Origin of the sequence: Geitlerinema sp. CS-897, assembly GCF_028368005.1 — a bacterium.
Lineage (GTDB): Bacteria > Cyanobacteriota > Cyanobacteriia > Cyanobacteriales > Geitlerinemataceae > Baaleninema > Baaleninema simplex.
The window spans coordinates 1-26,474 of the sequence record NZ_JAQNCQ010000084.1 but is presented as its reverse complement, the minus strand read 5'-3'; the positions used below and the strand labels follow the sequence as shown (position 1 = coordinate 26,474).

At 51.9% G+C, this 26,474-nt stretch carries 22 protein-coding genes and 1 pseudogene; 16 read left to right on the top strand and 7 right to left on the bottom strand.

Annotated elements, in window-relative coordinates:
- From POG22_RS04295 to POG22_RS04275, 5 genes and pseudogenes are all read left to right on the top strand, one after another.
- Positions 1 to 231, top strand: a pseudogene (locus tag POG22_RS04295) (zinc ribbon domain-containing protein); the annotation flags it as partial.
- Between the two features lie 46 nt (positions 232 to 277).
- Positions 278 to 463, top strand: coding sequence for a hypothetical protein (locus POG22_RS04290; protein WP_017662761.1), 186 nt, complete (start codon positions 278 to 280; stop codon positions 461 to 463).
- Between the two features lie 24 nt (positions 464 to 487).
- Positions 488 to 658 (top strand): hypothetical protein, encoded by a 171-nt coding sequence (locus POG22_RS04285; protein WP_498903823.1) that lies wholly within the window; start codon positions 488 to 490, stop codon positions 656 to 658.
- 28 nt (positions 659 to 686) lie between these two features.
- Positions 687 to 1,697 carry a tryptophan--tRNA ligase gene (gene trpS / locus POG22_RS04280; protein WP_063715908.1) on the top strand — a complete coding sequence of 337 codons (1,011 nt, stop codon included), beginning with the start codon at positions 687 to 689 and terminating at the stop codon, positions 1,695 to 1,697.
- A 36-nt stretch (positions 1,698 to 1,733) separates the two neighbouring features.
- Complete coding sequence (locus tag POG22_RS04275; RefSeq protein WP_063715901.1) at positions 1,734 to 2,627, top strand: methylenetetrahydrofolate reductase; 894 nt, start codon at positions 1,734 to 1,736, stop codon at positions 2,625 to 2,627.
- A gap of 367 nt (positions 2,628 to 2,994) precedes the next feature.
- Here the strand turns inward: POG22_RS04275 and POG22_RS04270 are convergent, their stop codons facing one another.
- Complete coding sequence (locus tag POG22_RS04270) at positions 2,995 to 3,948, bottom strand: pentapeptide repeat-containing protein (RefSeq protein WP_150128334.1); 954 nt, start codon at positions 3,946 to 3,948, stop codon at positions 2,995 to 2,997.
- Positions 3,949 to 4,125: 177 nt separating this feature from the next.
- Between POG22_RS04270 and POG22_RS04265 the strand changes: the two genes are divergently transcribed.
- On the top strand, positions 4,126 to 4,947 hold the full coding sequence (locus POG22_RS04265; RefSeq protein ID WP_063715899.1) for a prepilin peptidase: 822 nt from the start codon (positions 4,126 to 4,128) through the stop codon (positions 4,945 to 4,947).
- 128 nt (positions 4,948 to 5,075) lie between these two features.
- Here POG22_RS04265 and POG22_RS04260 read toward each other — a convergent pair whose 3' ends face one another.
- On the bottom strand, positions 5,076 to 5,462 hold the full coding sequence (locus tag POG22_RS04260; protein ID WP_498903820.1) for a hypothetical protein: 387 nt from the start codon (positions 5,460 to 5,462) through the stop codon (positions 5,076 to 5,078).
- Between the two features lie 359 nt (positions 5,463 to 5,821).
- Here POG22_RS04260 and accD point away from each other — a divergent pair, with 359 nt between their 5' ends.
- The 3 genes from accD (at position 5,822) to psbV2 (ending at position 7,982) form a co-directional block, all read left to right on the top strand.
- Complete coding sequence (gene accD, locus POG22_RS04255) at positions 5,822 to 6,757, top strand: acetyl-CoA carboxylase, carboxyltransferase subunit beta (RefSeq protein ID WP_017662768.1); 936 nt, start codon at positions 5,822 to 5,824, stop codon at positions 6,755 to 6,757.
- A 118-nt stretch (positions 6,758 to 6,875) separates the two neighbouring features.
- A complete protein-coding gene (gene psbV / locus POG22_RS04250; RefSeq protein WP_026097897.1) occupies positions 6,876 to 7,367 on the top strand; it encodes a photosystem II cytochrome c-550 in 492 nt (163 codons plus the stop codon).
- A gap of 87 nt (positions 7,368 to 7,454) precedes the next feature.
- A complete protein-coding gene (gene psbV2, locus POG22_RS04245) occupies positions 7,455 to 7,982 on the top strand; it encodes a photosystem II cytochrome PsbV2 (RefSeq protein WP_082901403.1) in 528 nt (175 codons plus the stop codon).
- Positions 7,983 to 7,990: 8 nt separating this feature from the next.
- Here the strand turns inward: psbV2 and POG22_RS04240 are convergent, their stop codons facing one another.
- The 3 genes from POG22_RS04240 to POG22_RS04230 form a co-directional block, all read right to left on the bottom strand.
- A complete protein-coding gene (locus tag POG22_RS04240) occupies positions 7,991 to 8,296 on the bottom strand; it encodes a GGDEF domain-containing protein (protein WP_082901402.1) in 306 nt (101 codons plus the stop codon).
- Between the two features lie 412 nt (positions 8,297 to 8,708).
- Positions 8,709 to 9,191 (bottom strand): hypothetical protein, encoded by a 483-nt coding sequence (locus POG22_RS04235; protein WP_063715905.1) that lies wholly within the window; start codon positions 9,189 to 9,191, stop codon positions 8,709 to 8,711.
- Positions 9,192 to 9,679: 488 nt separating this feature from the next.
- Positions 9,680 to 10,384, bottom strand: coding sequence for a GNAT family N-acetyltransferase (locus tag POG22_RS04230; protein ID WP_082901401.1), 705 nt, complete (start codon positions 10,382 to 10,384; stop codon positions 9,680 to 9,682).
- A gap of 291 nt (positions 10,385 to 10,675) precedes the next feature.
- On the opposite strand from POG22_RS04230, the gene POG22_RS04225 reads away from it, so the two are divergent.
- The 6 genes from POG22_RS04225 (at position 10,676) to POG22_RS04200 (ending at position 22,418) form a co-directional block, all read left to right on the top strand.
- Positions 10,676 to 14,179 (top strand): response regulator, encoded by a 3,504-nt coding sequence (locus POG22_RS04225; RefSeq protein WP_498903817.1) that lies wholly within the window; start codon positions 10,676 to 10,678, stop codon positions 14,177 to 14,179.
- 354 nt (positions 14,180 to 14,533) lie between these two features.
- The gene (locus tag POG22_RS04220) at positions 14,534 to 14,716 is read left to right on the top strand and encodes a DUF5989 family protein (RefSeq protein ID WP_017662846.1); all 183 of its coding nucleotides are present in this window, start codon (positions 14,534 to 14,536) and stop codon (positions 14,714 to 14,716) included.
- Positions 14,717 to 14,817: 101 nt separating this feature from the next.
- Positions 14,818 to 15,000: a hypothetical protein gene (locus POG22_RS04215; RefSeq protein ID WP_063715896.1), complete on the top strand. Its 183-nt coding sequence runs from the start codon at positions 14,818 to 14,820 to the stop codon at positions 14,998 to 15,000.
- A 355-nt stretch (positions 15,001 to 15,355) separates the two neighbouring features.
- On the top strand, positions 15,356 to 17,161 hold the full coding sequence (locus POG22_RS04210) for a carbamoyltransferase family protein (protein ID WP_063715895.1): 1,806 nt from the start codon (positions 15,356 to 15,358) through the stop codon (positions 17,159 to 17,161).
- Between the two features lie 69 nt (positions 17,162 to 17,230).
- Positions 17,231 to 18,424, top strand: coding sequence for an SGNH/GDSL hydrolase family protein (locus tag POG22_RS04205; RefSeq protein WP_063715894.1), 1,194 nt, complete (start codon positions 17,231 to 17,233; stop codon positions 18,422 to 18,424).
- A gap of 1,447 nt (positions 18,425 to 19,871) precedes the next feature.
- Positions 19,872 to 22,418 carry a two-partner secretion domain-containing protein gene (locus tag POG22_RS04200; protein ID WP_498903816.1) on the top strand — a complete coding sequence of 849 codons (2,547 nt, stop codon included), beginning with the start codon at positions 19,872 to 19,874 and terminating at the stop codon, positions 22,416 to 22,418.
- 375 nt (positions 22,419 to 22,793) lie between these two features.
- Here the strand turns inward: POG22_RS04200 and POG22_RS04195 are convergent, their stop codons facing one another.
- Together POG22_RS04195 and POG22_RS04190 are read right to left on the bottom strand one after the other, a co-directional pair.
- On the bottom strand, positions 22,794 to 23,933 hold the full coding sequence (locus POG22_RS04195; protein ID WP_498903814.1) for a M14 family metallopeptidase: 1,140 nt from the start codon (positions 23,931 to 23,933) through the stop codon (positions 22,794 to 22,796).
- 42 nt (positions 23,934 to 23,975) lie between these two features.
- The gene (locus POG22_RS04190; RefSeq protein ID WP_498903813.1) at positions 23,976 to 24,455 is read right to left on the bottom strand and encodes a TspO/MBR family protein; all 480 of its coding nucleotides are present in this window, start codon (positions 24,453 to 24,455) and stop codon (positions 23,976 to 23,978) included.
- Between the two features lie 449 nt (positions 24,456 to 24,904).
- Here POG22_RS04190 and chlP point away from each other — a divergent pair, with 449 nt between their 5' ends.
- A complete protein-coding gene (chlP, locus tag POG22_RS04185; protein ID WP_498903812.1) occupies positions 24,905 to 26,143 on the top strand; it encodes a geranylgeranyl reductase in 1,239 nt (412 codons plus the stop codon).
- Positions 26,144 to 26,474 lie beyond the last annotated feature (331 nt).

The following is a 26,474-nucleotide window of genomic DNA, read 5'->3' as shown; positions in this document are numbered from 1 at the left end:
TGGGAGCCTACGAGCCAAGTTTGCTCGGAGTGTGGTTTTAAGTGGGGCAAATTAGACCTATCAGTACGTTCGGTCGTGTGCTTGAGTTGTGAAACTGAACACGACCGCGACGAAAACGCTGCGAGAAATATAGAAACGGTCGGCATGGGGCATCGGCACGACCTTAAACGGACGGGGAGCGACTGTAAGACCTTTTCGGAGGCGAGTTGCTGGGAACCGTCAAGAATCACGCCCGGCTTCAGCGGGCGTGAGTATGTCAAAATATTAGGTTTGGATTATGGGACGAAAAGCCAAACTCAAGAAACTCCGCAAAAGTGCCAAAACCGATCCAGAAGCGGCAAAACGGCGACAAAATATCGACGATACGCAGTTTGTGAAGGACTTACAACGGCAAGGATACGATCTCAAGGTTGGCGATCGCGCTCCCGACATTCCCGAATCGAGTCCCGAACCCCAAGTTTGATTACAGTCACCCGTCGAACTGACGATGAGATCGGTTGGGAAACTGTTACCTGTGAACGGTTCTCACTTTTCCCTCTTCCCCGAAGAAGCTCCCCCGCGCCCAAATTCGACTGTTGGAGCGATCGCGCTCTATGTCAAACTAGAGGATGTCGAAATTTTAAGCATCGATTCGATCGCCACGAGGCGGCCGAGTTGATGGTTCTGTGTCGTCTCAAGCACTCCTCATGGGCAAACAGCGCATTCTCTCCGGTGTTCAACCCACAGGTAACTTACACCTCGGAAACTATCTCGGGGCAATTCGCAACTGGGTCGAAAACCAACACCAGTACGAAAACTACTTCTGCGTGGTGGACTTACATGCGATCACCGTTCCCCACAACCCCGCCACCCTGGCCTCCGACAGCTACACGATCGCAGCGCTGTACCTCGCCTGTGGCATCGATCTCGACTGTTCCAACATTTTCATTCAATCTCACATCAGCGCTCACAGCGAGCTGACCTGGCTTCTCAACTGCATCACCCCCATCAACTGGCTACAGGGGATGATTCAGTTTAAGGAAAAAGCCCTCAAACAAGGGGAAAACGTAGGAACCGGACTCCTCGAGTACCCGGTTCTCATGGCCGCTGACATCCTGCTGTACGACGCCGATAAAGTCCCCGTCGGGGAAGACCAAAAGCAACACATCGAACTGACCCGCGATCTCGTCATTCGCCTGAACGACCAGTTCGGCGACCCGGAAAATCCGGTGTTGAAAATGCCCGACCCCCTCATCCGCACGGACGGGGCGCGGATTATGAGCTTGACGGACGGGACGAAGAAAATGTCGAAGTCCGATCCTTCAGAAATGAGTCGGATTAACCTTCTCGACTCCCCCGACGTCATTACCAAAAAGATCAAAAAGTGCAAAACTGACCCCGTGCGCGGTTTGGAGTTCGACAACCCAGACCGTCCCGAATGTAATAACCTCTTAACGCTGTATATGCTGCTGTCGGGCAAAGATAAAGCCACGGTAGCCGATGAATGCGCCGATATGGGATGGGGTCAGTTCAAGCCATTGTTAGCTGAAACGGCAGTCGAAGCCCTAACTCCCATTCAGACGAAGTATAAAGAGGTAATGGACGACAAGGAATATTTAGAGTCGGTTCTGCGTCGCGGCCGCGAAAATGCCGAACCGATCGCCCAAGCGACCCTCGCTCGTGTCAAAGACGCGATGGGCTTCTCGAAACCTCTCTAGTCCTCACTTGCCCCTTACAGATGCCCGAGAACCAGCATGACTTGCTTCCGCAACGCCATTGAATCGAAACAATTCTTAATTACCGCCGAAGTCGCGCCACCGAAGGGGGGAAATCCCGCCCATATGGTGGAGATGGCACGGGGTTTGAAAAATCGCGTTCACGCGGTCAATATTACCGACGGTTCGCGGGCGGTGTTGCGGATGTCGTCGTTGGCAGCGTCGGCAATTTTGTTACAACAGGGCATCGAACCGATCTGTCAAATTGCCTGTCGCGATCGCAATCGCATTGGCTTACAAGCAGACTTAATGGGTGCCCACGGCTTGGGAATTCGCACGATTTTAGCCCTGACGGGGGACCCGGTGAAAGCCGGAGATCATCCCGGTGCGAAAAGCGTCTTCGACATGGAGTCAGTGCGCTTGTTACGGCTTATTCACAAGCTCAATCGGGGCATCGACTTCAACGACAAACCCCTTACGGACGGGAAAACGGACTTGTTCCCCGGCGCGGCGGTCGATCCTCAATCCAAGAGTTGGTCGGGGTTGCAGCGTCGCTTCGAGAAGAAAATTGAAGCCGGAGCGCAGTTTTTTCAAAGTCAGCTCATTTCGGATTTCGATCGCCTCGACAAATTCGTGACTCAAATCGCTTCAGCTTACAACAAGCCAATTTTGGCAGGAATTTTTCTAATCAAATCGGCAAAAAACGCCCAGTTCCTCAACAAGAAAGTACCGGGAGTTCAAATTTCTCAGGAGATTATCGATCGCCTTGACCGCGCCTCCGATCCCTTGCGCGAAGGGATGGCCATCGCTGCCGAACAAGTCCGTTTAGCCCGAGATCTCTGCCACGGCGTCCACATGATGGCCATTCGTAGCGAACATTTGATTCCCGAAATTCTCGACATGGCTGGCGTCGAGCCAATTGAAAGTTTATAAAGCTCCTGATTCTGTCCCCCTCTAAAGTCGAACTCAGACTTGTGTCCGATCGATCTAAGTTTTTGAAGGGCGTTCTTTACAAATCGAGGGTCTTCGGGAATTGCGGTGTAATTTGTTATTTTGAATGCGAAATTGGGCGTTGGCGCGTTGCCATGACGCCCCTACATTAAGGGTTTTACTTATCATAAAATTAGCTTATTACCTTAAACCCAGAAGACCCCAAATCGATAGTATAGCAGTCCCAAATGAGTCGTCAAAAATTAAAACACCAGAAAAAATCCGATTCCCAGATCCGCTGTTCCCTTTTTGTCCCAATTTTGTTAAACAACTGATTTAGGGTTGCCATATAATATTCAAACTGAATATTTTAGATCGAACGACTTGCCAAAAACTTAATAATATCTAAAATGCTGGCATTGCGATTTCGATAAAGTTCAATGTCTCGTCGATCGATTTCAGGTCGTTCTGTTTGATATTGCAGATCGATTTTACGAACTGCCGTTGCATACGCATCCATCACTAATTTTTTGATATCTAACTTATCAGATTGAGGGGGGATTTTGAGCTGAACGAGTAGCGATCCGTTTTCACTTTCTTCAAGCCCAAAAATCGCTAAATTTTCGAGATTTTTTTGCGATCGCACCGTTTCGATCGCCTCGAGTAACCCTGCCCACTCAATGCCCTTCGAGAACATCAACTCGATGGTGGCGTACATCTTTTGAAACAGTTGCGTCAGTTCTCCCGGTGCGAAACTGCCCAAACGAGGGCGACAGTCTTGGCGGTTTTGCTTGAGATAGACATACTCGCAGATCGCAAAATTCAAACAGGCCGGGCGATCGAGCGACCAATCTTCCACACAAGCCCCCGTTAACCGCGTGCGATCGAGCTTCGTATGCAAAATTTTACTGCGGCTGAGGTCAGCCTCGCTCAGATACGCCTCGCTCAAATCGGCTTCGCTCAAATTCGCGTCGCTGAGATCGACTTCTCGTAACAAAGCCCCCCGCAGCGTCGCCCCCGTCAGATCGCAGCCGTGTAAATTTGCCCCGATCAGATAAGATTCCGACAGATCGCTGGCTCTCAACGTCGCCTCCGCTAAATTCGCCCGCCGCAGATCGACGTGGCGCAAGTTCGCTCGCGACAAATCCCACCCTTGCAGATCGGCACGAAACAAATTTGCCCGAACCTCGGGATGGGCGCGACGCCAGTTATTCCAAATCTCGATCCCAGCTCGCAGTCGCTCCAAATGTTCTTCGTTTGCCATACCATCCACCTCTTCCCGTAATGGCGTTCGGTCTCGATCGCGCAACACTCGTTCTTTCACCGCTCGAGTGCCATCGTCAGTATAAATTCTTCCATCTAGCTTAACTGCGCGATCGACCCGGTGATGAGACGCTCGAATAATGTGATGATGTTAAAAGAAAACAAGAACAAGAATAAGGTAAGAGGGTAAAACGGTTAACGACTCGCTGTCATCGCTGTTCGCCGCTCGCTGTAAATAATGTCCTCCCAATTTTGGCTGACCCTTCCGACTTATCTCATCGTTTTCGCCCTCGGTGCGTCCGTTGGGAGTTTCGCTAACGTGGTGGTGTATCGCCTTCCCGCCGGACTGTCGCTGCTGTGGCCGCCATCGAGATGTCCGCACTGCGGTCATCGACTGCGACGACGCGAAAACGTTCCTGTCTTTGGTTGGTTGTGGCTGCGAGGACGTTGCGCCCACTGTCGCGCCCCCATTTCCCCTCGCTATCCCCTCGTCGAAGCGGCGACGGGGCTGTTGTTCGTTCTCGTCTTTGGGTTGTACGGGCTGTCTCTGACGACTCTAGGATACTGGCTATTTTTTACAGGATCGATCGTGTTATCCCTCATCGACTTCGATACGATGACCCTTCCCAATCCGATTACCCAACTGGGGGTTGTATTGGGGTTGACGTTTCAAACTGCGTTGGGATGGCAAAACGGCGCGGCGATCGAAGGTTTGATGGCGGGAGTTATCGGCGCAGTCGTGGGAATTTGGCTCGTCGATGGAATTCGCCTCGTGGCATCCGTTGCCTTAAACAAAGAAGCGATGGGCGCCGGAGATGCTAAACTCACGGCGGCCATCGGGGCGTGGCTGGGTTGGAAACTCATGCTCGTGGGTGGGTTTCTCGGCTGTGCTATCGGGGCGTTCGTTGGAGGAGCTGCGATCGCCTTGGGTTGGCTGCGGCGATCGCAACCGATGCCTTTCGGTCCGTTTTTAGCTCTCGGCGGTGCAGTGGCAGCTCTCTGGGGAGAGGCGATCGTTCAGAGCTATCTCGACCTATTTTTTCCGAGCTTGGGCAGCTAACCGAGGAAAACAGTGAAGACAGTCACCAGTCACCCGTCACCAGTGAGGACAGTTGAGAGTTGACAGTTTCTCCCCCTCTCCCCTGCTCCCCCTCTCCCCTGCTCCCCTGAAGAAGCTCCTCGGCTCCGTTACTCCCGAATCGGGCCGTTGTATTCGAGGTCTATCGCCCAAGTATCGGGATCGACAGTGACGACACTTTCGACCGTGTAGGTTTGAGATTCCGGGGCCCGCCCTAAGAACGTAAACGTAATCGTGCCATCTGCATTGATTTCGTAGGGAGCGTCAGCAGAAGGACCGTGCATCGCGGGTTCTGCTCGGTATTCTCCCAAGCCGCCGTTAGCTTGCTCGGCCGCTTGACGGGCGTAGTTTTTCGCCCGATTGAGATCCATCGGAGAAATTTCAGCTTCAGCCAAACGCGGATCGAGTTGCAGTCTGACGTTGGCAGAGGCAGGAAGTGCGGTCAGGCTACCCGACAGCACTGTCGCGATCGCGATCGGGGTCGTAGCGCGTTTCAAGCGCTCGATGGTTAATAATATCGTGTCACTCTTCATCGTATTCACCCAAACAAGACCGTTTTTCTGCATTAGACCTCTTGCACGAATCAAAATCCTCCCCCTTAATCCCCCCTTGTTAAAGGGAGAGACTCGCTCCCTCCCCGTGCGAAGGAGAAGATTGGGGTGGACTCAGAAATTGATGCAGGAGGTCTATCGTTAACGTATCGCAGCTCTGGCTCGGGCGATCGCGAGGGACTCCCAGATTGCGATCTGACACAGTTCGGATGCTTTCGAGACCGGAATTTGATACGATGCGATCTGTATCTAAGATCGTACTTTTTTAAGATCGCGAAGATTCGTTAAAGATCCCGAGAAACTTCATGTCTCTATTCGATTGGTTTGCAGATCGGCGCAAATTAAACTCAATGGGTCAAAAACCGCAGGAACGCGAAATCGCTGAAGGACTATGGACCAAGTGCGAGTCCTGTGGCGTTTTAACCTATACAAAAGACTTGCGTGCGAACCAGATGGTCTGTCCCGAATGCGAACACCACATTCGGATCTTTAGCGAGGAGCGCATCCAGCAACTGATCGATCGCGACACCTGGCAGCCCCTCGACGAACATCTGCGTCCGACCGATCCTCTCGGGTTCCGCGATCGCAAAGCCTACCGCGATCGCATCAGCGACTACCAAAGCAAAACCCAACTCAACGACGCCGTACAAACCGGCTTGGGACAAATTGACGGTTGCCCCGTTGCCCTCGGCGTGATGGACTTTCGCTTTATGGGGGGGAGCATGGGGTCGGTCGTCGGGGAAAAACTCGCTCGCCTCGTCGAACGGGGAACCCAAGAACGCCGTCCCGTGGTCATCGTCTGCGCCTCTGGCGGCGCTCGGATGCAAGAAGGGATGCTGAGCTTGATGCAGATGGCGAAAATTTCGGGGGCCCTGCAACGCCACCGAGCAGCTCGCTTGCTCTACGTTCCCGTGTTGACGCACCCCACCACCGGCGGCGTCACCGCCAGTTTTGCCATGCTCGGTGACATCATTCTCGCCGAACCGAAAGCCACTATCGGCTTTGCCGGACGCCGCGTCATCGAACAAACTTTGCGCCAGAAGCTACCGGAAAACTTCCAAAGCGCTGAAGACTTACTAACCCACGGCTTTGTCGATGCGATCGTGCCTCGACCGCAACTCAAAAACACCCTAGCCCAACTCGTTCGCCTGCACTCGACCCCTCCCGAATCCTTGGGCGGCCACCTCAGCCACGTCCAGACTTCGGAAATCGACTTTCCCTCCACCGTGACAAATCCCTAAAACCGACGCGCCAAAGTTGCCGGACTCTGGCATGATATTCATATTGACAAAATGCTCGAAATGTCGGGCGTCCCACGGATCTGCCGTGGGATAAGTCAACAAGTTTTAGAGGAAAACTATGCTAAAAAGAGTTTTTGGGCTAGCAGTAGCCACAGTGTTCTTTGCGTTTCAAATATTTGTCAATAGCGCGGCGGCCTTAGACCTCGACGCTGAAACGCGTACGGTTCCCTTGAACGCACAGGGCGATACCGTAACGCTCTCCCTCGAGCAAGCTACCCGCGGTCAGCGCCTTTTCGGTGATATCTGCGCTCAGTGTCACCCCCAAGGAATTACCAAAACCAACCCCAACGTGAAGCTGGGACTGGACGATTTGGCCTTGGCTACGCCCCGTCGCGACAACGTCGAAGCACTGGTGGATTACATGGAACATCCCACCACCTACGACGGCGAAACTGATATTTCGGAACTGCACCCGGCCACCTCGAGTGCGGATATTTTCCCCGAAATGAGAAACCTGACGGAAGAAGACTTGTTCGATATCGCCGGTCACATCTTGATTCAGCCGAAGCTGCGCGGTGTGATGTGGGGGGGCGGCAAGGTTTATAACTAGAACCGGTTGCCTCGAGAGAACTGTCCCGGTGTTCGCGTTCGGACACCGGGAGCCGATATTAAGTCATAAAAATTTACACTTTAGAGTATGTCTTTTCGATTGCCGACAGCCGCGATCGCGACGATGGGGTTTCTCCGTCGCCTGTTCGCGATCGCGTTGCTTTGTAGCAGCCTCGTTGTCCTAGCGACCCCAGCTCGCGCGGGGGCGGTCGATCGCGACGTGAAACGCTACTTAGTTTCCGAGGGGCCGGCAGCGGTGAAACTCGACGACAGCGGTAACACGCGAGAATTTACGGGGGAAGCCCTCACCCGAGGACGCGAGCTGTTTATGGAAAACTGCGCCTACTGTCACTCTAACGGGTTGACGCTGCCGTTTCCCCCAGTATCTTTAACACTAGAAGACTTGGCAGGCGCGACGCCCCCTCGAGACAATATTTCCGGGTTTGTCGAGTATATGCGCTTTCCGATGACCTACGACGGTTCGGAACCGACGGTTTGGTGTCGGGAAGTTCCCGAAAGCTGGCTGTCTCGCGAGGAACTCGAAGAACTGGCAGCGTTTACCTTGAGTGCAGCGGACAAGGTTCCGGGTTGGGGAACCGTCCCCTCTCGATTTTAACTTTAGTCTTAACGAGACCAGAGGTCTCGAGTTGAGGATACGCTTCGGGTGAGGCGAACACAGTTTCGATCGCTCGCTTTGGTGCGATACAGGGTGAGATCGCCCCGATCGATGAATTTCGAGGCACTGATGGAAGAGTCCTCTTGGGCGATCGTACTGCCGATCCCAATGGTTACGGATAGGCGATCGCCGTCGGGTAGGTCGATGGCAGTATCAGCCACAGCGCGACAGAGGGTTTCGGCATATTCGAGCGCGTCGGCCTCGTCGAGATTGCCGACCAGACGCGCAAACTCTTCGCCGCCGTATCGGTACAGCCAACTGTTCGGTAAAGTGCGATCTGTACTTCAACGCGAGATCGTCGACCTGTTTCTGTAAGGGTAAAAAAGAGTTGATAACGCAGACGGGGTAAGACTTACAGCCCGTTAACCCTTGAGTCCTCGACTAAGATCGGACTCAACGACGTTCGACGAAGCGTTGGGATAATTGATACGGAATCCAAATCTCAAATACTGGTTTTGCCCAACCTAACAACTCCCTCTCTGTGTCCTCTGTGTCTCTGTGGTGGAGACTTCTTGAAGCCTACCTTAATGGAATACAAGAAGGCTTTGTGACCCCAAACAGCAAAAAACATCCCAACACTGTTTGGGAGGCAAAAGATTTTCTTTAGATTTTTGTTAAGGCCGATCGAAGCTGATTTAATCGATATGACGGTTGTTGGGAGGGAAACTATCCAACGCTAACCAGTTGCCTCTGCCTGACGGCTTTAGGGCGACGCACCATACGAATCGTACTGGGTAAAACTCCGACGAGGTTGGCTAAAGCATCGTCGGGTAGCGAATCGACAGTCTCGGTATCGAAGTAATGCTCGAACTGAGCTAACAACATTTTCGCACGTTGCAACGGTACGGGGTTTTCCGTCAGTTGCTCGGTGAGTCGAATCCAGTGACGGCGAATCGAGTAAGCCTTTTGACGCTGTTCGTATTTTTCTGGGGCGATGAGCGCTAGATCTCCGACTGGAATCGTCCGCTGCGTTCCAACGTCAAAGAACCCCCCAACAGCCGCTCCCGGACCGGCAAATTCGGCGTGGTAGCGTTTGTAAACGATCAGACCGTTGCGGCGACGGCTATCGACAACGAGCAACTGACCGCTGTTAAGCTGCGAAAGTAGCTCGGCGGGCTGTGAAGACTTAACAAGGCTGAGTCGGGACATGTCAGTAGCTCTCAAAAAGATGGAGTACTCCGTAAGTTGTCGATCGGCTACCCATAGCCGGACTTACTCGGGAAAACCATAGATGCACACAAATCATCTTGATTATAAGCGGTGAATTCGCTCGACTTCAAGAGTGTATTCAAATCGATCTCCAGAGCGCTAACGCTAGAATAACCTTCGAGCGGTGCTGCTTCGCTTGAATACTCGGCTCGATCTCATGTCTATTATCCTCGATCGATCTCGATTGTGGACTCGAAATCGGAACGAATGTAAGTCTTTCCCGAAAAATTTGCCGTTTCTTTAAATTAGGCGATCGATAATCTGGTATATCGAAGGCTTTTGTCGAAATTACTTCATCGGATCTTTATATTTATATTTTTTTTAGATTGAAGGGGGAGTTTCTTAGCATTTCTTCATACTTTGAAGGAAATCGAGAAGGTATTGATGTCGATCGCCCGATTCCAGGTGTCGATTGCTGTGTCGCGACACTAAACGGGCGATCGCCGCGACAACCGCTTATGAAGAAAAAGACGGCGAGGTTGTCCGAACCACATCGATCCTAACGTCGATTCGACTCGTCGCACGCGATAACCTAACTTGTCGTAAAGCGATCGCGCTCGGGCGTTATCTTCCAAAACGTGCAAGTAAATATCTAAAAATCCCCATTCGATCGCCTGTCGCTCGCAAGTTTCGAGCAGTCGCTTGGCAATGCCGCGCCGTCGCGACGCGATCTCCACCGCCAAATTAGAAACATAAGGATACTGCATCCAATCGAGAGACGCCGTCGGCTGTGTTTTCAAACTCAGCTCCACCGTTCCGGCTAACTCTTCAGTCCGTTGCCGGTCGGTCGGCGAGACCCAAGCGGCCACCAAACACAAATAAGGGGGACTCGGTTCGCGAAGGCGATGTCGCAAATCCTCGTAAATTCCCAAGCGAAGCAACGGATACAGCCAACCGTTCCAACCGCGATCGCTATGAAAACTCCGAGCTAGAATATCCGATACCTCCCGCAAATCCAGAGCCGTCGCCGGACGAACCCTGCAAGCGGGCAAAGGTTCCGTTTCGTCTGCTCTCGGAAACGAAACGGATGCCTCTCTCGAGACCGAGGAGGTGGGAAAGCTAGGGGAACTGGAATTCACGAAAGGTATCGCTCCTTCGAGATCGAGTGGGGGATCGGCGTCGCGAAACTCCACCGCACAACTCTTTGAAAAACGCTGTTACGATTCTCTATAGTTTGACACTCCAAGCCTCAAAAGACGCTGAGAGTGTCGAGCTAGGATTTCAAGCATAAGAGAAAAACAGGCGGTGACGGAGTTGAAAAGTTTCAACGCCACGTTCTACGATTTAAATCGTGGGTTTTGCTGGCGACTCTATAATCGGATGAGGGAGCGACGAGCGTTGAGATCCGGCAGTCACCATGCGGCACTCTGCCCCTCGACACTCTCCCTGACGGTGACGGGAGCCTCTTGAGATCTTATAAGTGAATGACAGCTCGAGACAACAGCAAGCCAAAAATCTTGGTGGTCGATGACGAACCCGACAACCTAGACCTGCTCGAGCGCGTATTACACCCTCTCTACACAGTCATACGGGCGACGAGCGGGCAAGACGCCCTCGACTGTTTAGCGCGAGACGGCGACATTGCCGTCATCGTGTCCGACCAGCGAATGCCGAAAATGAGCGGGACGGAGTTTCTCAGTCTGACTGCGACCCAATACCCCGACGCGATCCGTATCATCCTGACCGCTTATACCGACGTCGAAGATCTCGTCGAAGCCATCAACAGCGGTAAAGTCTTCAAGTACGTTACGAAACCTTGGAACGTCGACGAACTCCGCACCGTCGTCCGTCAAGCCGTCGATACCCATAACGTCTTGAAGGCGCGAACCGAACAACTCTGTCGCACCCTGCGCCAAGAATCTCTCCTCAACGCCGTTACCAACACGATTCGATCGCGCACCCACTACCGCGAAATCTTACAAACCATCGTCGAAACGATGGGTCAAATGTTCGAGGTCAGTTGCTGTATTTTGCGGTCGGTTCAAGACGGCGTCATGGCGTCTGAATGGTTCGGTTATGCCGGTTCCTCCCTCTCCCCCGACCTCAAAGACGCCGACGGCTCCCTCGATCCCGTTCTCGCCCACACCCTCTGGGAAACTGACGAAATCGCCGTAATTTCCGACGCAGCCGCCGACGATCGCATCGCCGCCGATCCCGATCTGGCCGAAACGTATCGCCGAGCGAACATCCGTTCGAGCCTGGTCGTTCCCCTGAGCGCCCAATCTTACGATCGCCCCGGCGAAATTTTCCTAGTCGCCGTTCTCGCCTTGCACCAGTGCGGCAAAATCCGTCATTGGCAAGACGACGAAGTGCAATTGGTGGTCATGGTGGCCGAACAAGCAGCCCTGACGCTGGCTCAAGCTCAAACCTACGAACAAATGCAGGCGTTAGCCCAGCGGGAACGGCTCATCAACGCCATCACCACGACGATTCGCTCGAGCCTCAACCCCCCCGACATCTTCGCCGCCATCACCGAACAACTCGGAAAAGCGCTCGACGCCGACGGGTGCGCCCTGTCCCTGTGGAGCGAACAGGACGAGTTCGTTCAATGTGTGGGACTCTACACCCTCGAGCCAGACGAGATAGAACCGGCCGGGGGTTTGCCTCAATCGGTGGTTCCCATCGCCCGAAACCCGGTTCTCCAACAACTTCTCGAAACCCGAGAACCGGTGGTGATTTCCGATTTGGACGCAGAGCCAGCCTTAAACCGGGTCGATCGCGCCTTTCACCTACACGCGAAAGCGTTACTGGTGGTTCCGCTCGTGGCCGACGGACAGATTATCGGAAGTATTTCCCTGCGACAAAACCATCGATCGCGCTCTTGGCAGCCTCAAGAACTCTCTCTGGCGCAAGCGGTCGCCGCTCAAGCGGCCATCGCCGTACAACAGGCGCGGTTGTATCAAAAAACCCGCCAACAAGCCGAACGATTGTTAGAACTCGATCGCCAAAAAACCGAGTTTTTCCAAAACGTTTCTCACGAATTCCGCACGCCCTTAACTTTGATGATGGGGCCTCTCGAAGCGGCCGTGGCCGGACAGGAACCCCTTCCTCCAGAACGCGCTGAAATTGCCCTGCGAAACAGTCGCCGCTTGCTGCGGTTGGTCAACCAACTCCTCGATATCCAGCGTCTCGACGCCCGACGAATGCAGCCGTCGTTTCGCTCTTGCGATTTCACTGCCTTTATCGGCCACATTCTCGATTCCTTTCGTCCCTACTGTGAAAAAAAAGGATTGCACCTGCGCGACACCCTCGAACCCTGTCCGCCGCTGTATCTCGATCTCGACAAGTTCGATAAGGTTCTCTACAACCTGCTCTCGAACGCGATGAAGTTTACACCGATGGGAGGTGAAATCGAGGTTTCCGTGCGAGCGATCGGCGATCGCTGTGCGTTGCAAGTGCGGGATACGGGAATCGGCATCGATCCCGCTCGCCTGCCCCATTTGTTCGATCGCTTCTATCAAGCCGAAGGGTCGGTCAGCCGCTCTTACGAGGGCAGCGGTTTGGGGTTGGCGTTGGTGAAGGAATTGGTGGAACTCCACGGCGGCGAGATTGCAGTCGATTCTGAGATCGATCGCGGCAGTACCTTCACCGTATGGTTACCCGTGGGAGAATCTCACCTCGATCCCGAACGGGTTCTCGAGCGATCGACCGAACTGGAACTCGGCGATCGCATGGTGTCGGCGGAAGCCAATCGCATCGCCATCGAACTGGCAGATCTCGACGCGGAGATCGAAACGCCAGCGAAAAGTCTCGCCAGAGAACTCTCTCAAGACGGGATGTCGGCCGCTACTGTAGACGCCGATGCGATAACGTCTGAAGCGGCTTCGGTCGCATCGCCCCTACAACATCTGACGAATCCGCTTCTGACCTCTCCCACCCCTTCTCTGACCGTGTTGTTTGTCGAAGACAACCACGATTTGCGGGTGTACGTGGCGGACGTGTTAAAACGGGCTGGATACGGCGTGTTGCTGGGACGTAATGGGGCCGAAGGGTTGGAATTGGCGCGGCGTCACTGTCCCGACGCGATCGTCACTGATTTGATGATGCCCTTGGTGTCGGGGTTGGATTTAATCGCGGCGGTGCGGCGAGACCCGAATTTACAGGGGGTTCCCATCGTGTTGTTGACGGCGAAAGCCAACGAGGAAACTCGCCTCGAAAGCGTCGAACAAGGGGCGGATGCCTATTTGTCGAAACCGTTCAACGATCGCGAGTTACTGGCCCAGGTGCGAAATTTGTTAGCCCTCAAGCAACGGGAACGGCAAATCGCCCAGTTAAATGCCTATTTAACGGAATCGGTCTTGAAGCGGTTTTTACCGCCGTCGCTGGTGGAGAAGGCAGCCAAAGGCGATTTACAGTTAGATTTGAGTCCCGAACCCCGGTTGGTGACGGTGGTGTTTACGGATATCGTCGGGTTTACGCAGTTGGCGAACACGCTGCGATCGAAACGGGTGGCGCAGGTTCTCAACCAGTATCTGGCCCAGATGACGCAAGCGATTTTCGAGGCGGGGGGAACGGTGGATAAGTTCGTCGGCGATGCGGTGATGGCGATTTTCGGCGCACCCGAGGAGATGAAACCCCACGAACAAGTCGAACGGGCGATCGTCGCCTCGCGCAATATGTATCGGGAACTCGATCGCCTCAACGAAGAGTGGACGGCGCAGGGTCTGTCTCCGGTGCAGTTTCGCTGCGGGATTCATCAGGGTACTGCTGTGGTGGGGATGTTTGGCGGACGCGATCGCGCCGACTATACGGCCATCGGGCCGAGTGTCAACATTGCCTCGCGCTTGCAGGAAGCCGCCGATCCCGGCCGCATTCTCGTGTCGGCGGCGGTGGCGGATTATTTGGACGACGCGGACATTGTGAAGTTTCGGCCGCTGCATTTGAAGGGCATTGACGAAACGGTGTTGACGTTCGTGGTCGATCCTTAAGGGTTAGAGCGATCGCACCTGACGGAATCGGGACGGCGACAATCCTCGTCCACAACATCCTGCTAGGATTTTGTGTCGTCGTTACCGTCTCGTTACCTTTTTCTGAAACAGTACCCGAGAGGTATAGTTCCCCACTCGAGATTACTGAGTAGTAATTTATGGAATTGACTGTTTTTAGGAAATTCAGATGAATATTGAGTAAGGAGTCTCGAGCGGAAAGAGTGCCGTTGCGCGATCGCCCACAAAAACCCATTTGCAATATGTTAAAGTGAATGGTTAAATCTTTCTAAAAGTCGGATTCAATCGTCAAACCCCACGATTTTCAAAACCGACATACCCATTCAGGAGAGAGGAATGCTGCGTTTTTTACGCCGAATGTCCGTTAACGTCGATGTCGCCCGCGAAATGCTGGCGTTTTTATGGGAACGTCGCCTGTGGTGGCTGATCCCGATGGTGACGTTACTTCTCATTTTCGGATTGTTCCTCGTGTTCGCCTCAGCTTCCGGTTTGGCACCTTTTATCTATACCTTGTTCTAATTCCCTTCATTGTTTGAAGTCGTTGTTGTCAAGTGAGGACTCGATCGAGCGTGAATCTTCTCAAACGTACGTGGAAAATATGGAAGGCATTCGGGCATTTCATGGGCAATTTTATCGCCCGTTTTGTCTTAACGATCTTTTACTTTATTATTTTCGCTCCTTTTGCGATCGTTACTCAACTGTTGCTCGATCCCCTCGGACGCAAACCCCATCAAAATACAAGTTTGTGGCTCGATCGACAAACACGAGACCTCAAACTTCGCGATTCTAAATATCAGTTTTAACGGGATTAGTTGAGTCGTAGAGCTTAGTTGAGTCGTAGGGTGGGCATCGCCCACCGCCCCAAACCAACTCACAAAAACAACGTTTGAACGTCACGTCACTTTTGGGTTAATTTCTAACTCCCAAAACGGAGCAATTTGTGGTCATTACTCACCCTATATAGAGCTTCCAAAACGGGTACATCTCAAAAACGGAAATTTATCAGATCGAAGTCTCTGCAATGAATTGAGCTGTTGTTAGGTTCGCTATCGTCCCACCTAACCTACCTCGAATTCATATTTTTACATCCATTGAGATGCACCCTTCCAAAACTAGAATTCACCCTCTTTCGACCCCCTTCCTTTCAGTTTCTAAAGTATGTACGTCCTCGGTATTTCTTGCTACTATCACGATTCCGCCGCCGCGTTAATTGAAAATGGCGTACTCGTCGCCGCCGCCGAAGAAGAACGCTTCAGCCGCATCAAACACGACAACGGCTTCCCCCACCACGCGATCGATTTTTGCTTGCAACAGGCGGGTATAAAACCCCAAGACCTCGATTACGTCGTCTTCTACGAAAAACCCCTGCTTAAATTCGAGCGGATTTTGATGACGGCGTTAAGTACCTTTCCCAAATCCTGGGGAACCTTCCGCGAAGCTTCGATCGCCTGGTTGAACGAAAAACTCTGGGTCAAAGGTACGATTCTCGACAAACTCGACCTTCCTACCGAAAAACTCTTATTCGTCGAACATCACCTGTCCCACGCCGCCAGCGCCTTCTTCTGTTCCCCCTACGACGACGCCGCAATCCTCACCGTAGACGGGGTGGGCGAATGGACGACCGCCAGTTTGGGACGCGGAACGGCGTTTTGGGAAAACGACGCCGACGCCAGCCAGCGCAGCAACAGTATCGACTTGTTCCGAGAAATCAAATTTCCCAATTCCCTGGGGCTGTTATACTCCGCGTTTACCGCCTTTCTAGGCTTCCGCGTCAACGAAGGGGAATACAAAGTCATGGGGATGGCGCCCTACGGCGAACCCCGGTACGTCGATAAAATTTACGACATTTTCGATCTGCGGGACGATGGAAGCTTCAACCTCAATCTCGACTATTTCACCTTCCACCATTCCACCACCCGCACCTTTAGCGATCGGTTCGTGCGACACTTCGGGAAACCGCGCACCCCGGAATCGGATTTCTACACCCTCACCACGCACCCGGACAAATCCGTTCCCCAGTGGGACGACAACCTCGCCCGTCAAAACCAGTATTACGCGGACATCGCCGCCAGCATCCAACGGGTGACGGAAGAAACCCTGTTGAAAATGGCCAACCACGCTTACGAGGTGACGGGATGTAAAAATCTCTGTATGGCGGGAGGCGTGGCGTTGAACTCCGTGGCTAACGGACGGATTTTGCGCGAAACGCCGTTCGATCGCGTGTACGTCCAACCAGCGGCGGGAGACTCTGGAGGCGCGTTGGGGGCGGCGTTGTACGTCTATCACGTACTGCTGGGGAACCCTCGCCGCTTCGTGATGGAACACGCCTACTGGGGACAGCATCATACCGCCGATACCGCCCGCAGTGCGATTCACAATACGGGATTCGCCTATCAAGACGTGAGCGATCGCGACAAAATCGCCACCATGATGGTCGATGACTTACTGGCGGGGAAAGTGGTGTCGCTGTTCCAAGACCGCTTCGAGTGGGGGCCGCGGGCGTTGGGGAATCGATCGATCCTCGCCGATCCCCGACGGCCGGAAATGAAAGATATCGTCAACCGGAAAATCAAATTCCGCGAACCCTTTCGCCCCTTCGCCCCGGTGGTGTTGGAAAATCGGGCGGTGGAATATTTCGAGGGCGTCGAAGACCCGGAACCCCACTATCCGCTGCGATATATGCTGATGGTGCAGCCGATTCGCTCCTCGAAACAAGATCGGATTCCGGCGGTGTCTCACGGGGGAACGGGACGGGTGCAAACGGTGCGATCGGATTGGAACCCGCTGTACCATCGCGTCTTGGAACTGTTCGAGGAGGCGACGGGGGTTCCGGTGTTGCTCAACACCAGTTTTAACCTGCGGGGCGAACCGATGGTCAACACCCCGGAAAACGCCCTTAAATCCTTTGGAAAAAGCGGCATCGACTCGTTATATATGGACGGTTTCGTAGTACGGAAATCCTAAACTGTCTGTTTCAATCAAACTCCGAAACGCGAAAATGTCGCTCGATCGAACGCTATTTCTCGAACTGTCGTGACCGATAAAAAACCCACCCAAAAACACAAAGGCTCGTTTCTCCCCAATCTGATTTTGGCTGGGGTTTCCGCCTTCTTTACTCTAATTTTCCTAGAACTCGGTGCGCGAGCGTATTTATTTCACTTCGCCACCGACGACGACTTTACGACCTTCGCCTCGTTGCGACAACTCGAAAAAGCCAGTCGTCAGGGGAAAGTGGGGGGCGACCCGCAAATTTCCCACCATCGTTATTTGGGATATACGTTAACGCCGAATTACGAAGACGACGAAAACCGACATAACGCCCTCGGCTATCGCGGCGAAGAACTCGTACAACCGAAGCCAGAGGGGGAGTTTCGCATCGTCTGTATCGGCGGTTCGACCACCTACACGACGCGGGTTGACGATTATCGACTGTCCTATCCCGACTTGCTGGAAAAGGAACTTCAAGAACGGGGATATACGAACGTTAACGTCGTCAACGCTGGGGTTCCGGGGTGGGAAAGCTGGAACTTTTTAATCGATTTCCAGTTGCGATCGCTCGATCTCGACCCAGATATGATTATCCTGTATTCGGGATACAACGACTTTAAGCCCCGCGTCGTGGAACCGGAGTCGTACAAGGGTGATAATTCGGGACGAGCGGCGCCGATGATCGAACGGGTTTATATGCCGGGATGGTTGGAGTACAGTACGCTGTATCGCATCGTGGCGATTTTATCGGGTTGGATGGAACCGCATACTTCCTACAATACGATTAACAGTTCGCCCAAAAGTTATATCGCCGACGAGTTTCACGACCAGTTGGAAGCGGGAACTTATCCGACAGACGAATTCGAGGAGATGACGGTTCGGGAGATTTTGCAGGCGAATCCTCCGATTTACTATCAGCGCAATATTGAAAATATCGTGGCGATCGCCCAATCTCGTAGTATTAAGGTGATGTTGGCGACGATGGCGTTGTTTCCCAATCCCGAACTCGATATTCGGGCGGCGTCTCAGGAATATCAAATCGCCATCGGCGAACACAATCAAGTTTTAAAAGATATCGCTCAAAGTCGCAACGTCAGTTTGTTTGATTTTGCGGCGACGTTCCCGAGACAGGAGCAGTATTTCAGCGATGGCGTTCACGTGACGGAAGCCGGTTCGCGACTGAAAGCTCAGATGTTCGCCAACTTCATTGTGGAACAGTCCCTGATTCCCAAGGATTAGCCGTCTCGCAGAAAAAAGGAAGGAGGTCGAAGGACGGTCGGTCTGTCTCCCTCCCACCCGGTTTCACCGACAACAAGGGTACGTCTGAGACGATCGCTCGGATGTCGAGCAGTTATTTAGAATAATCTGCAATAACGTGAGAGCGATCGCCCGAGATGCCGCTTGGCTGAGAAGACGTAATTGCCTGGCTTTGAGTACCGATCGGACGACAATTTGCCGAGCGATCGATGTTGGTTATTGAGAGCTATCATCAATTAAGGACTATGATAGGCGATCGATTCTAATTATTGCAAATTATTTTCATTAAATTTTAAAATCTAACGGAGAGCAGCGGACGATATCGAGAGATTGGAGCAAAATGCAGGAAAATACGCGGTTCGATCGGCGTTCGCGATGGCTTATTACACTTCTTGACAAATCCAACCCCTCACGGTCGAAGGAGGTTCAGTCTGTGGTAGTAATGAGGAGTAATGCTACTTTGGCTTTTAAATTCTTGCCACAGCAAGGATTGTACCCGACCAGCATCATTAGAGTGCAGCACTACCCACAACTCATCTAGGGTTGCTATATGTGTGGGTAACATTCTGTCCTGGGAAGCGGTACAACGCAGACCTGAATAAGGTGTTCGATGTAGCGAGTTCTGAAACTATGCGATACACCCCGATCGATACATAGCAAAGTCTTTAGAATTTCGTACGTTATTCTTGATTTTAGACCCCACTATATCCCACATTCGGCAGATCGAATCCAAAGGTAGCGTTTTGCAAAACTTAACGCACTATCGATAGTGTGTAAGTATTAGTGCTTACGCTATATTTGGTATTTAAGTAACCCACAACAACTCTACCTATGGTGGTTTTGTTAAGCTGGGAATGGAGAAAATTTTTACAAGGTTTGCAAATGTTTCGATCGGGAAATTCAACAAGAGTAGAAAGAACTGAGAAACAATGGAAGGGAACCTCGGAAAACTGATTCTGGATCGAACTCCAATGTCTGAAACTCCTGAAATCTCGTTTTTGATTCTCGATAGTAGGGATTTTTTATCAATAAGCTCGGATCGTTCGAGGTGTCCCGAAATGATTTTGAGAAATCTGCCCTTAAAACGATCGTTATTTCAGAATCTTTATTTCAGACAATTCAAGCTTTTATGAAAACAAATATTTTATGAAAAAATATTTGTTTGTTTTTCTACCTCCCTATTATCCGGATAACATCCCAATCAAAATGTTTGATGTTTGGCTAAGAAGTCTATTACCAATCGTCTGTTTAAGTACGTCGAACACCTTGAAGTAGCCTACACCAATTGCTCGAGGAAAGAAAACTGCAAATCAAGTAAAGTGGGGATGGAAGATCGAAAACAAAGGAACTCCAATATATTCAATTTCACTATATAATAGTTTAGTAAAGATTTTTCGCTTCATATTTTTTAGACCCAGAACACAGGACGATGAACAAGCCAAAAACCGTACCTTGGAAAAACGTTCGATTTTCCAACCAATCGTTTAACCTACGATTATTTGCCAAGTTGGGAAGTTCAGCACTGCTCGCGTTGCTGAACGTTACCCCTGCTTTGGGACAAATTGTTCCCGATCGTACGCTCCCTAGTCCTTCCCAAGTCTCGATCGAGGGCAATACGTCCACCCTCAACGGCGGAACGGAAGCCGGAAACAATCTATTTCACTCCTTCGACAGTTTTTCTGTTCCGACAGGTACAGAAGCCTTTTTCAACAACGCTGCTAGTATTGAAAATATCCTGACTCGCGTGACGGGGAGTAATATTTCCAACATTGACGGTTTAATTCGAGCCAACGGAACGGCGAATCTATTTCTACTCAATCCCAACGGTATCGTCTTTGGAGAAAATGCTCGCCTCGACATCGGCGGCTCGTTTTTCGGCACGACGGCGAGCAGTATTGTCTTCAACGATGGGGTGGAATTCAGCGCAACTCACCCTGAAACCGATTCCCTCCTCACGGTCAGCGTTCCTGTGGGTTTACAATTTGCCTCTTCAGTCGCTGCCATTGGTGTAGAAGGAATTCCCATCGACACCAGCGCACTACTTGGCAATTCCGAGAACGACGGAAATCCTGACGTGGGATTGCGAGTGCAACCCGATCGCACCCTAGCCCTAGTGGGAGGTCGCATCACCTTAGATGGCGCTCTACTGGCTGTTTCAGACGGACGCATCGAATTAGGAGCCGTAGAAACGGGAAACGTGGGTCTTCGTTCTGTCCCCTCTGGCTGGAGTCTCGACTACAGCGACACATCGAGTTTTGGGGATATTCAACTGTTAAACCGAGCGTTCGCGAGTACCGACGGTGCGGGTACGAGTTTCATCCAGGTTCGGGGTCGCACCCTAGAAATCCGCGATGGTTCTGGGTTGCAGATGCTGCACTCGGGAGCGCAACCCGACGGCACCCTCACGGTAAACCTGAGCGATCGCCTGATTCTCAACGGCACGATTCCAGATACTTCCACCGGATCGGTACTGCGAAGCTGGACTCGGGAAGCAGGTGACGGTGCAGATATTTATATTTCCGCTCGCCAGCTAGAAGTGACAGATGGTAGTTCCATTGTTACCGCCACTTTTGGAGAGGGTCGCGGCGGCGATCAGCACATCCATGCTGCTGATTCAGTAGTCCTCGATGTCGTGACTTCTAACGAGATGTTCGTGCTTTCGAGCATTTTTTCAAATGCGTCTGGTTTAGGAGAGGGTGGCAATATCGATCTGACAACCCAACGTTTGATTATCGGCAATAACAGCAGTTTGTACGCATCCAATGGCAACCTAGTCGTTTCCTCCCAACTGACTGGATCGGCAGGAGATATCACCATCAATGCCAGCGAGTCTGTGGAACTGATAGGTGCGCCGTTTAGTTCTAGTACTATTTTCAACAATACGCGCACTGGTGGCGATGGCGGTCAGCTCACCATCAACACGGGGCGGCTGACAGTACGAGATGGATTTGTGGTTTCCACAGAGGCGATCGGGCCGGGAAATGCCGGAAACGTGACTGTGAATGCCTCCGAATCCGTGACCGTTAGCGGAGAAAATAATTTTAGTCCCAGCACGATTAGTGCGGGTGTGGTTTTGGTAAACCCGTTTCTCTTTCCAGGAGCATCTCCAGAGCTTCTGATAGGAAATGCGGGTAGCATCACCATCAATTCTCCCGTGGTACGAGTTCTCGATGGCGGGCTAGTGCAAGCGGTCAACGACGGGGTTGCGAATGGCGGTACGCTACAAATCAATGCCGATTCGATTGTCGTCAGCGATAGCGAACTAACGACCTCAACACTTTCGGGAGAAGGGGGGAACATCCTTCTCAATATCAGCAACGCTACCATTTTGCAGCAGGGTGGAACTATCGCTGCCGAAGCTGGAGGCATGGGGAACGGTGGCAATATCACTATCAATAGTGAGACCCTTACCTTGCTTGAAAGTAGCAGCATTACGGCTAATGCTATTGAAGGTTTGGGTGGCAATATCGATATTACCACCCAAGGTTTATTTATATCTCCAGATAGTAGTATTACCGCCAGTTCTCAACTGGGAGTCGATGGTGTCGTTGCCATTACCGAGCCGGAAATCGATACCAGTTCGGCTTTAGTTCAGTTGAGCAGCGATCCCATCGATCCGACGACTCAAATTGTTTCGGCTTGTTCGATCGCTCGTGAGAACTCTTTTGTCGTGACGGGAAATGGTGGGCTGCCACCCGATCCTGTTGATGATATTTTTCGAGGTCAATGGGTTTGGATCGATTGGCAAGATCCGTTTGATTCTCAAGCCGAGCGGCTGTCAGAGGTCGATGCAGCTCGCAACAGCGATCGACTGGAGGAAGGTAGATCGCAACGGTACGTTTCAACAGATGACGATCTGGTCGAGTTAGTGGAAGCCAATGGATGGCGCATCGATGCCAACGGCAACGTTAAATTGGTGAGTCATCAGTCTCGAAATGTGCCTTTTCTTCCTTCAGAATGTCTGTGGGAACGTTAAAAAAACGGGTTCTTCCGACTTGGGTATGCAGGATAAATGCCCGTAGCCTATATCTCGAAAGGGATTTCGTGATTTGAGTTCCCTTTTTATACAGTTTTGGAAAAGCCTTACTCCGTAAGGAATTCAGTTCGGTGATTTTTTTCAGGGTCACTTCGGAAGAGCCAGATAATTCTGGCCTTGTATTTTGAGGAGCGAGCTTGACTTGAACGATGGTATGAAAAGTGAAAAGTGCCGACTTCCCTTGACAATCGAGGCAGGCGCTACAGGCAGCGATTTTCAGCGTGGTTTGGCAATGAATTTTGCCAGATAGCAACGATCGGCGTTGGCGATCTCCACTCAATTTAGACGATGTATTGTCGCGATTCCGTGGGTTGCTCAAGTCTCCCGTTCCCACAAACCGAGAACGTATTCCCCTTGATTTACGGCTTGGTTCGTCGATAAATCGAACACGATTCCACCCCGTTCGGCGCAAACGTCTACGATTTCGGGACGTTCCCCAGATTTATTCAAAACTAACAGTTGATAAAGTAACTGTTGCGATCGCACGATCGTTCCGAGGGCAACGCGCGATCGCACGAATCCACCGTGGGGAGCGTAGTATTTCTTAAGATGGCTTTTCTGAAAAAACTCGACCTTTTGAGACGAGGTTTGTACGAGTGGAAATCCGGCGATATTTAATATTTTTTTACCTGCAAAATAATTTTTGATGCCGCGAACACCACGATAAACAGAATCGGGATCTATTTTCATTCCCGATCCGAGTTCGAGCGTCCAAGACTCGAGATCGAAGTACGTCGGGTTTTCGAGTTTAGCCAGTTCCCGCTCGAGAGCGAGCCAAGGTTTTAAAAATGCTTCATCGAAGGCATTACCATCATACTCATTCAGTAAGATTCCATAATTCAACAAAAAATATTTTGCACTGTCTTCTCGGGTTTGAAAACAGTAAATATAGTCGCAAGATTGGTTGCTGCTGCTGTGGATATCGATAACGTAGTCGGCATCGAGACACAGAGACTGTAAAGCATAACGATAGCGATCGCTGTAAGGAACGCTGCTGGGGGCGTCGATTTTCTGACGCAGCGTTGCGAACTTCCTCAGCACGCGATCGCGAAAGTTTTGCTGAATCGTTTCGGGATCGAGATGTACCTGAGTTTTGGCAAATTCAGCGATCGCTTCATCCGTTTTCTCGTAATCCCAAAAAATACGGTTCCAATCTCGACCGTCGTAAGGATTGTAACGACCGCTCGAAAAGTGATGAGAGCGTTGGTTCGTACTCAATGGGTTGCAGGCAGGAACCAGCCAAATTTCACCAGTAAGCTGACTGGAATTGAGTTCGCTCAAAAATTCAATTAACTGGTAGACGACCGCATTACCAACAATTTCTGCTCCGTGAAGATTGGCTTGTAAATAGACTTTTTTACCGGGCGTCGCACCCCGAAACTTGTAAACTTGAAGAGAGAGAATATCTCCCGAGGCAAGCTGTGCGAGTTCGATCGACGAAACTTCGGGAATCATTCAACGTGTTTGAGATATCGAGAACCAGTTTAAACGGCGAGTTTAGGCGTCGTTAGGATTGTAGCGAACCATCGCAAACGTGGTGTAAGTGCCGATGGGACTCCAGAGAATATAGGGAAACAGCAGCCACGCCGCAACGCTAGAAACAGGCTGTACGGCGATCGCCAAGAGAATTGAGAGAATCGCTCCCGTTCCGCCGAGGATCGTACCCACCCGCAAACTACGCGTTCGACACATGACCAGGGTGTACGACAGCGTCACCAATTCCAACACCAAGTAATACGCCATCAACACCCAGGTTTGCAGGCTTCCGGGATCGGCGTTCCAGACCAACACCGCCGACCACGCTCCACCGATAAAAACGATCGTCCAAATGAGGGGAATCGCCCCTTCAAACGTCAACCAGGGCGGGCGTTGGAGGCGATTGAACCAGCGCATATCGTCAGGCTTGAGCGATCGATTCGTGACGATAGCGACGAGAACGGTGACAACGGCGATAAAGAGCCAGGGAGGAAGATTCATCGTTGGGAGAAGGGGAGCAAGGGAAAGGGGGAGCTAGGGAGAGGGGGAGAAACTGTCACCTGAAAACTGTCTTCACTGGTGACTGGTGACTGCTCACTGTAAAAGGTGACTGTCTTCACTGTAAAACACCTTCCTGACAACTCAATGGGGGTTCCATCGGAGATTTGCTGCGATCGGTAACGATCGCTTACGAAATCGTTACATTGGTTGATGGGCGTTAAACGAAAGAGTACAATTTGCGATCGCCCGACAAATTCCAGGCAGCATCCGGGTTCTCTAGATTCGCAAAATCGGCGATCGCCCCCGAAAATTCCCCATACGCGCCTCGATTTTTGCAACGCAAAAGTTGCGAAATATTACAGTGTGTTTCATTGCGTCACAACTTCGCGGCCGAGCCGTCCGAGGGCGAAAACACCGTGATACGATTCACACCCGTATAGCCGTAAGCGATGTATAGGAGAAGACCTTTGGGAATTCGGGTTGCTGTTGTCGGGTCTGGACCCGCCGGATCTTCTGCCGCCGAAACCTTGGCGAAAGCGGGTATTGAAACCTATTTGTTCGAGCGTAAGTTAGACAATGCCAAACCCTGCGGGGGGGCAATTCCCCTGTGCATGGTGAGCGAGTTCGACTTACCACCGGAGATCGTCGATCGCCGCGTCCGCAACATGAAGATGATCTCCCCGTCCAACCGGGAAGTAGACATTCATCTTCCCAATCAAGACGAATATATCGGAATGTGTCGCCGGGAAGTCCTCGATGGCTTCATGCGCGATCGCGCCGCCAAACTCGGCGCCAATTTAATTAACGGAACCGTTCACAAATTAGAAATTCCCAATAACAACACCGATCCCTACGTCATCCACTACGCCGACCACTCAAACGGCACCTTGACGGGAGAAAACAAAACCCTACAAGTCGATGTGGTGATTGGGGCAGATGGTGCCAACTCCCGCGTGGCCAAAGCGATCGACGCAGGAGACTACAACTACGCCATTGCCTTCCAAGAGCGGATTCGTCTGCCGGAAGACAAAATGGGATATTACGAAGACTTAGCCGAAATGTACGTCGGGGACGATGTCTCGCCGGACTTTTACGCTTGGGTGTTTCCCAAATACGACCACGTGGCCGTGGGAACCGGGACGATGAAAGTCAACCAAGCGAAAATCAAAAAGCTGCAAGCGGGAATCCGCGCCCGTGCAGCCCGTCGCTTAGAAGGCGGTAGCATCATTAAAGTTGAAGCTCACCCCATCCCCGAACATCCTCGTCCCCGTCGCGTGCGCGGTCGCGTGGCACTCGTCGGCGATGCGGCGGGAACCGTCACCAAATCTTCCGGTGAGGGCATTTACTTCGCGGCTAAATCAGCGCGGATGTGTGCGGAAACCCTCGTCGAAACCACCAACGGCGGTCAAAAACTGCCTACGGAAGAGGATCTGAAGCTGTACATCAAGCGGTGGGACAAGCAATACGGCATGACGTACCTGGTGCTGGATTTACTGCAACGGGTGTTTTACCGTACCGACGCAACTCGCGAAGCGTTTGTGGAAATGTGCGCCGACAAAGACGTGCAGAAGCTCACCTTCGACAGCTATCTCTACAAAACGGTGGTTCCAGCCAATCCCTTGATTCAAATGAAAATCACCGCCAAAACCATCGGTAGCTTGCTGCGCGGTAACGCATTAGCGCCTTAATCGGGAAGCAAGGGAGTAAGGGAGCAAGGGAGAGAGGGAAAAGCTCGTTTTTCCGTTTTCTTGTTTCAACTGACGCCAGTTTGAATCAAAAGCGTCGCCTCCTTACTCTTTCGGTTGCGAGGCCAAGCCTTGCTACGTTGAACAAGATCGCGACGCACTCCTCCACCTCGCGCGACTCAGGTGGGGGTTAAGGAGCGCAGCCTAGTGGTATCATGTGACCAACTTAATGGGCACGGCAAAAGACGGAACAAAAATTCCGAGTCCTCTGGAGGCACGATTCATTAAGTGAGGTTAATTCCCTGTAAGTCCAATGAGTCGGTTAATATACGTC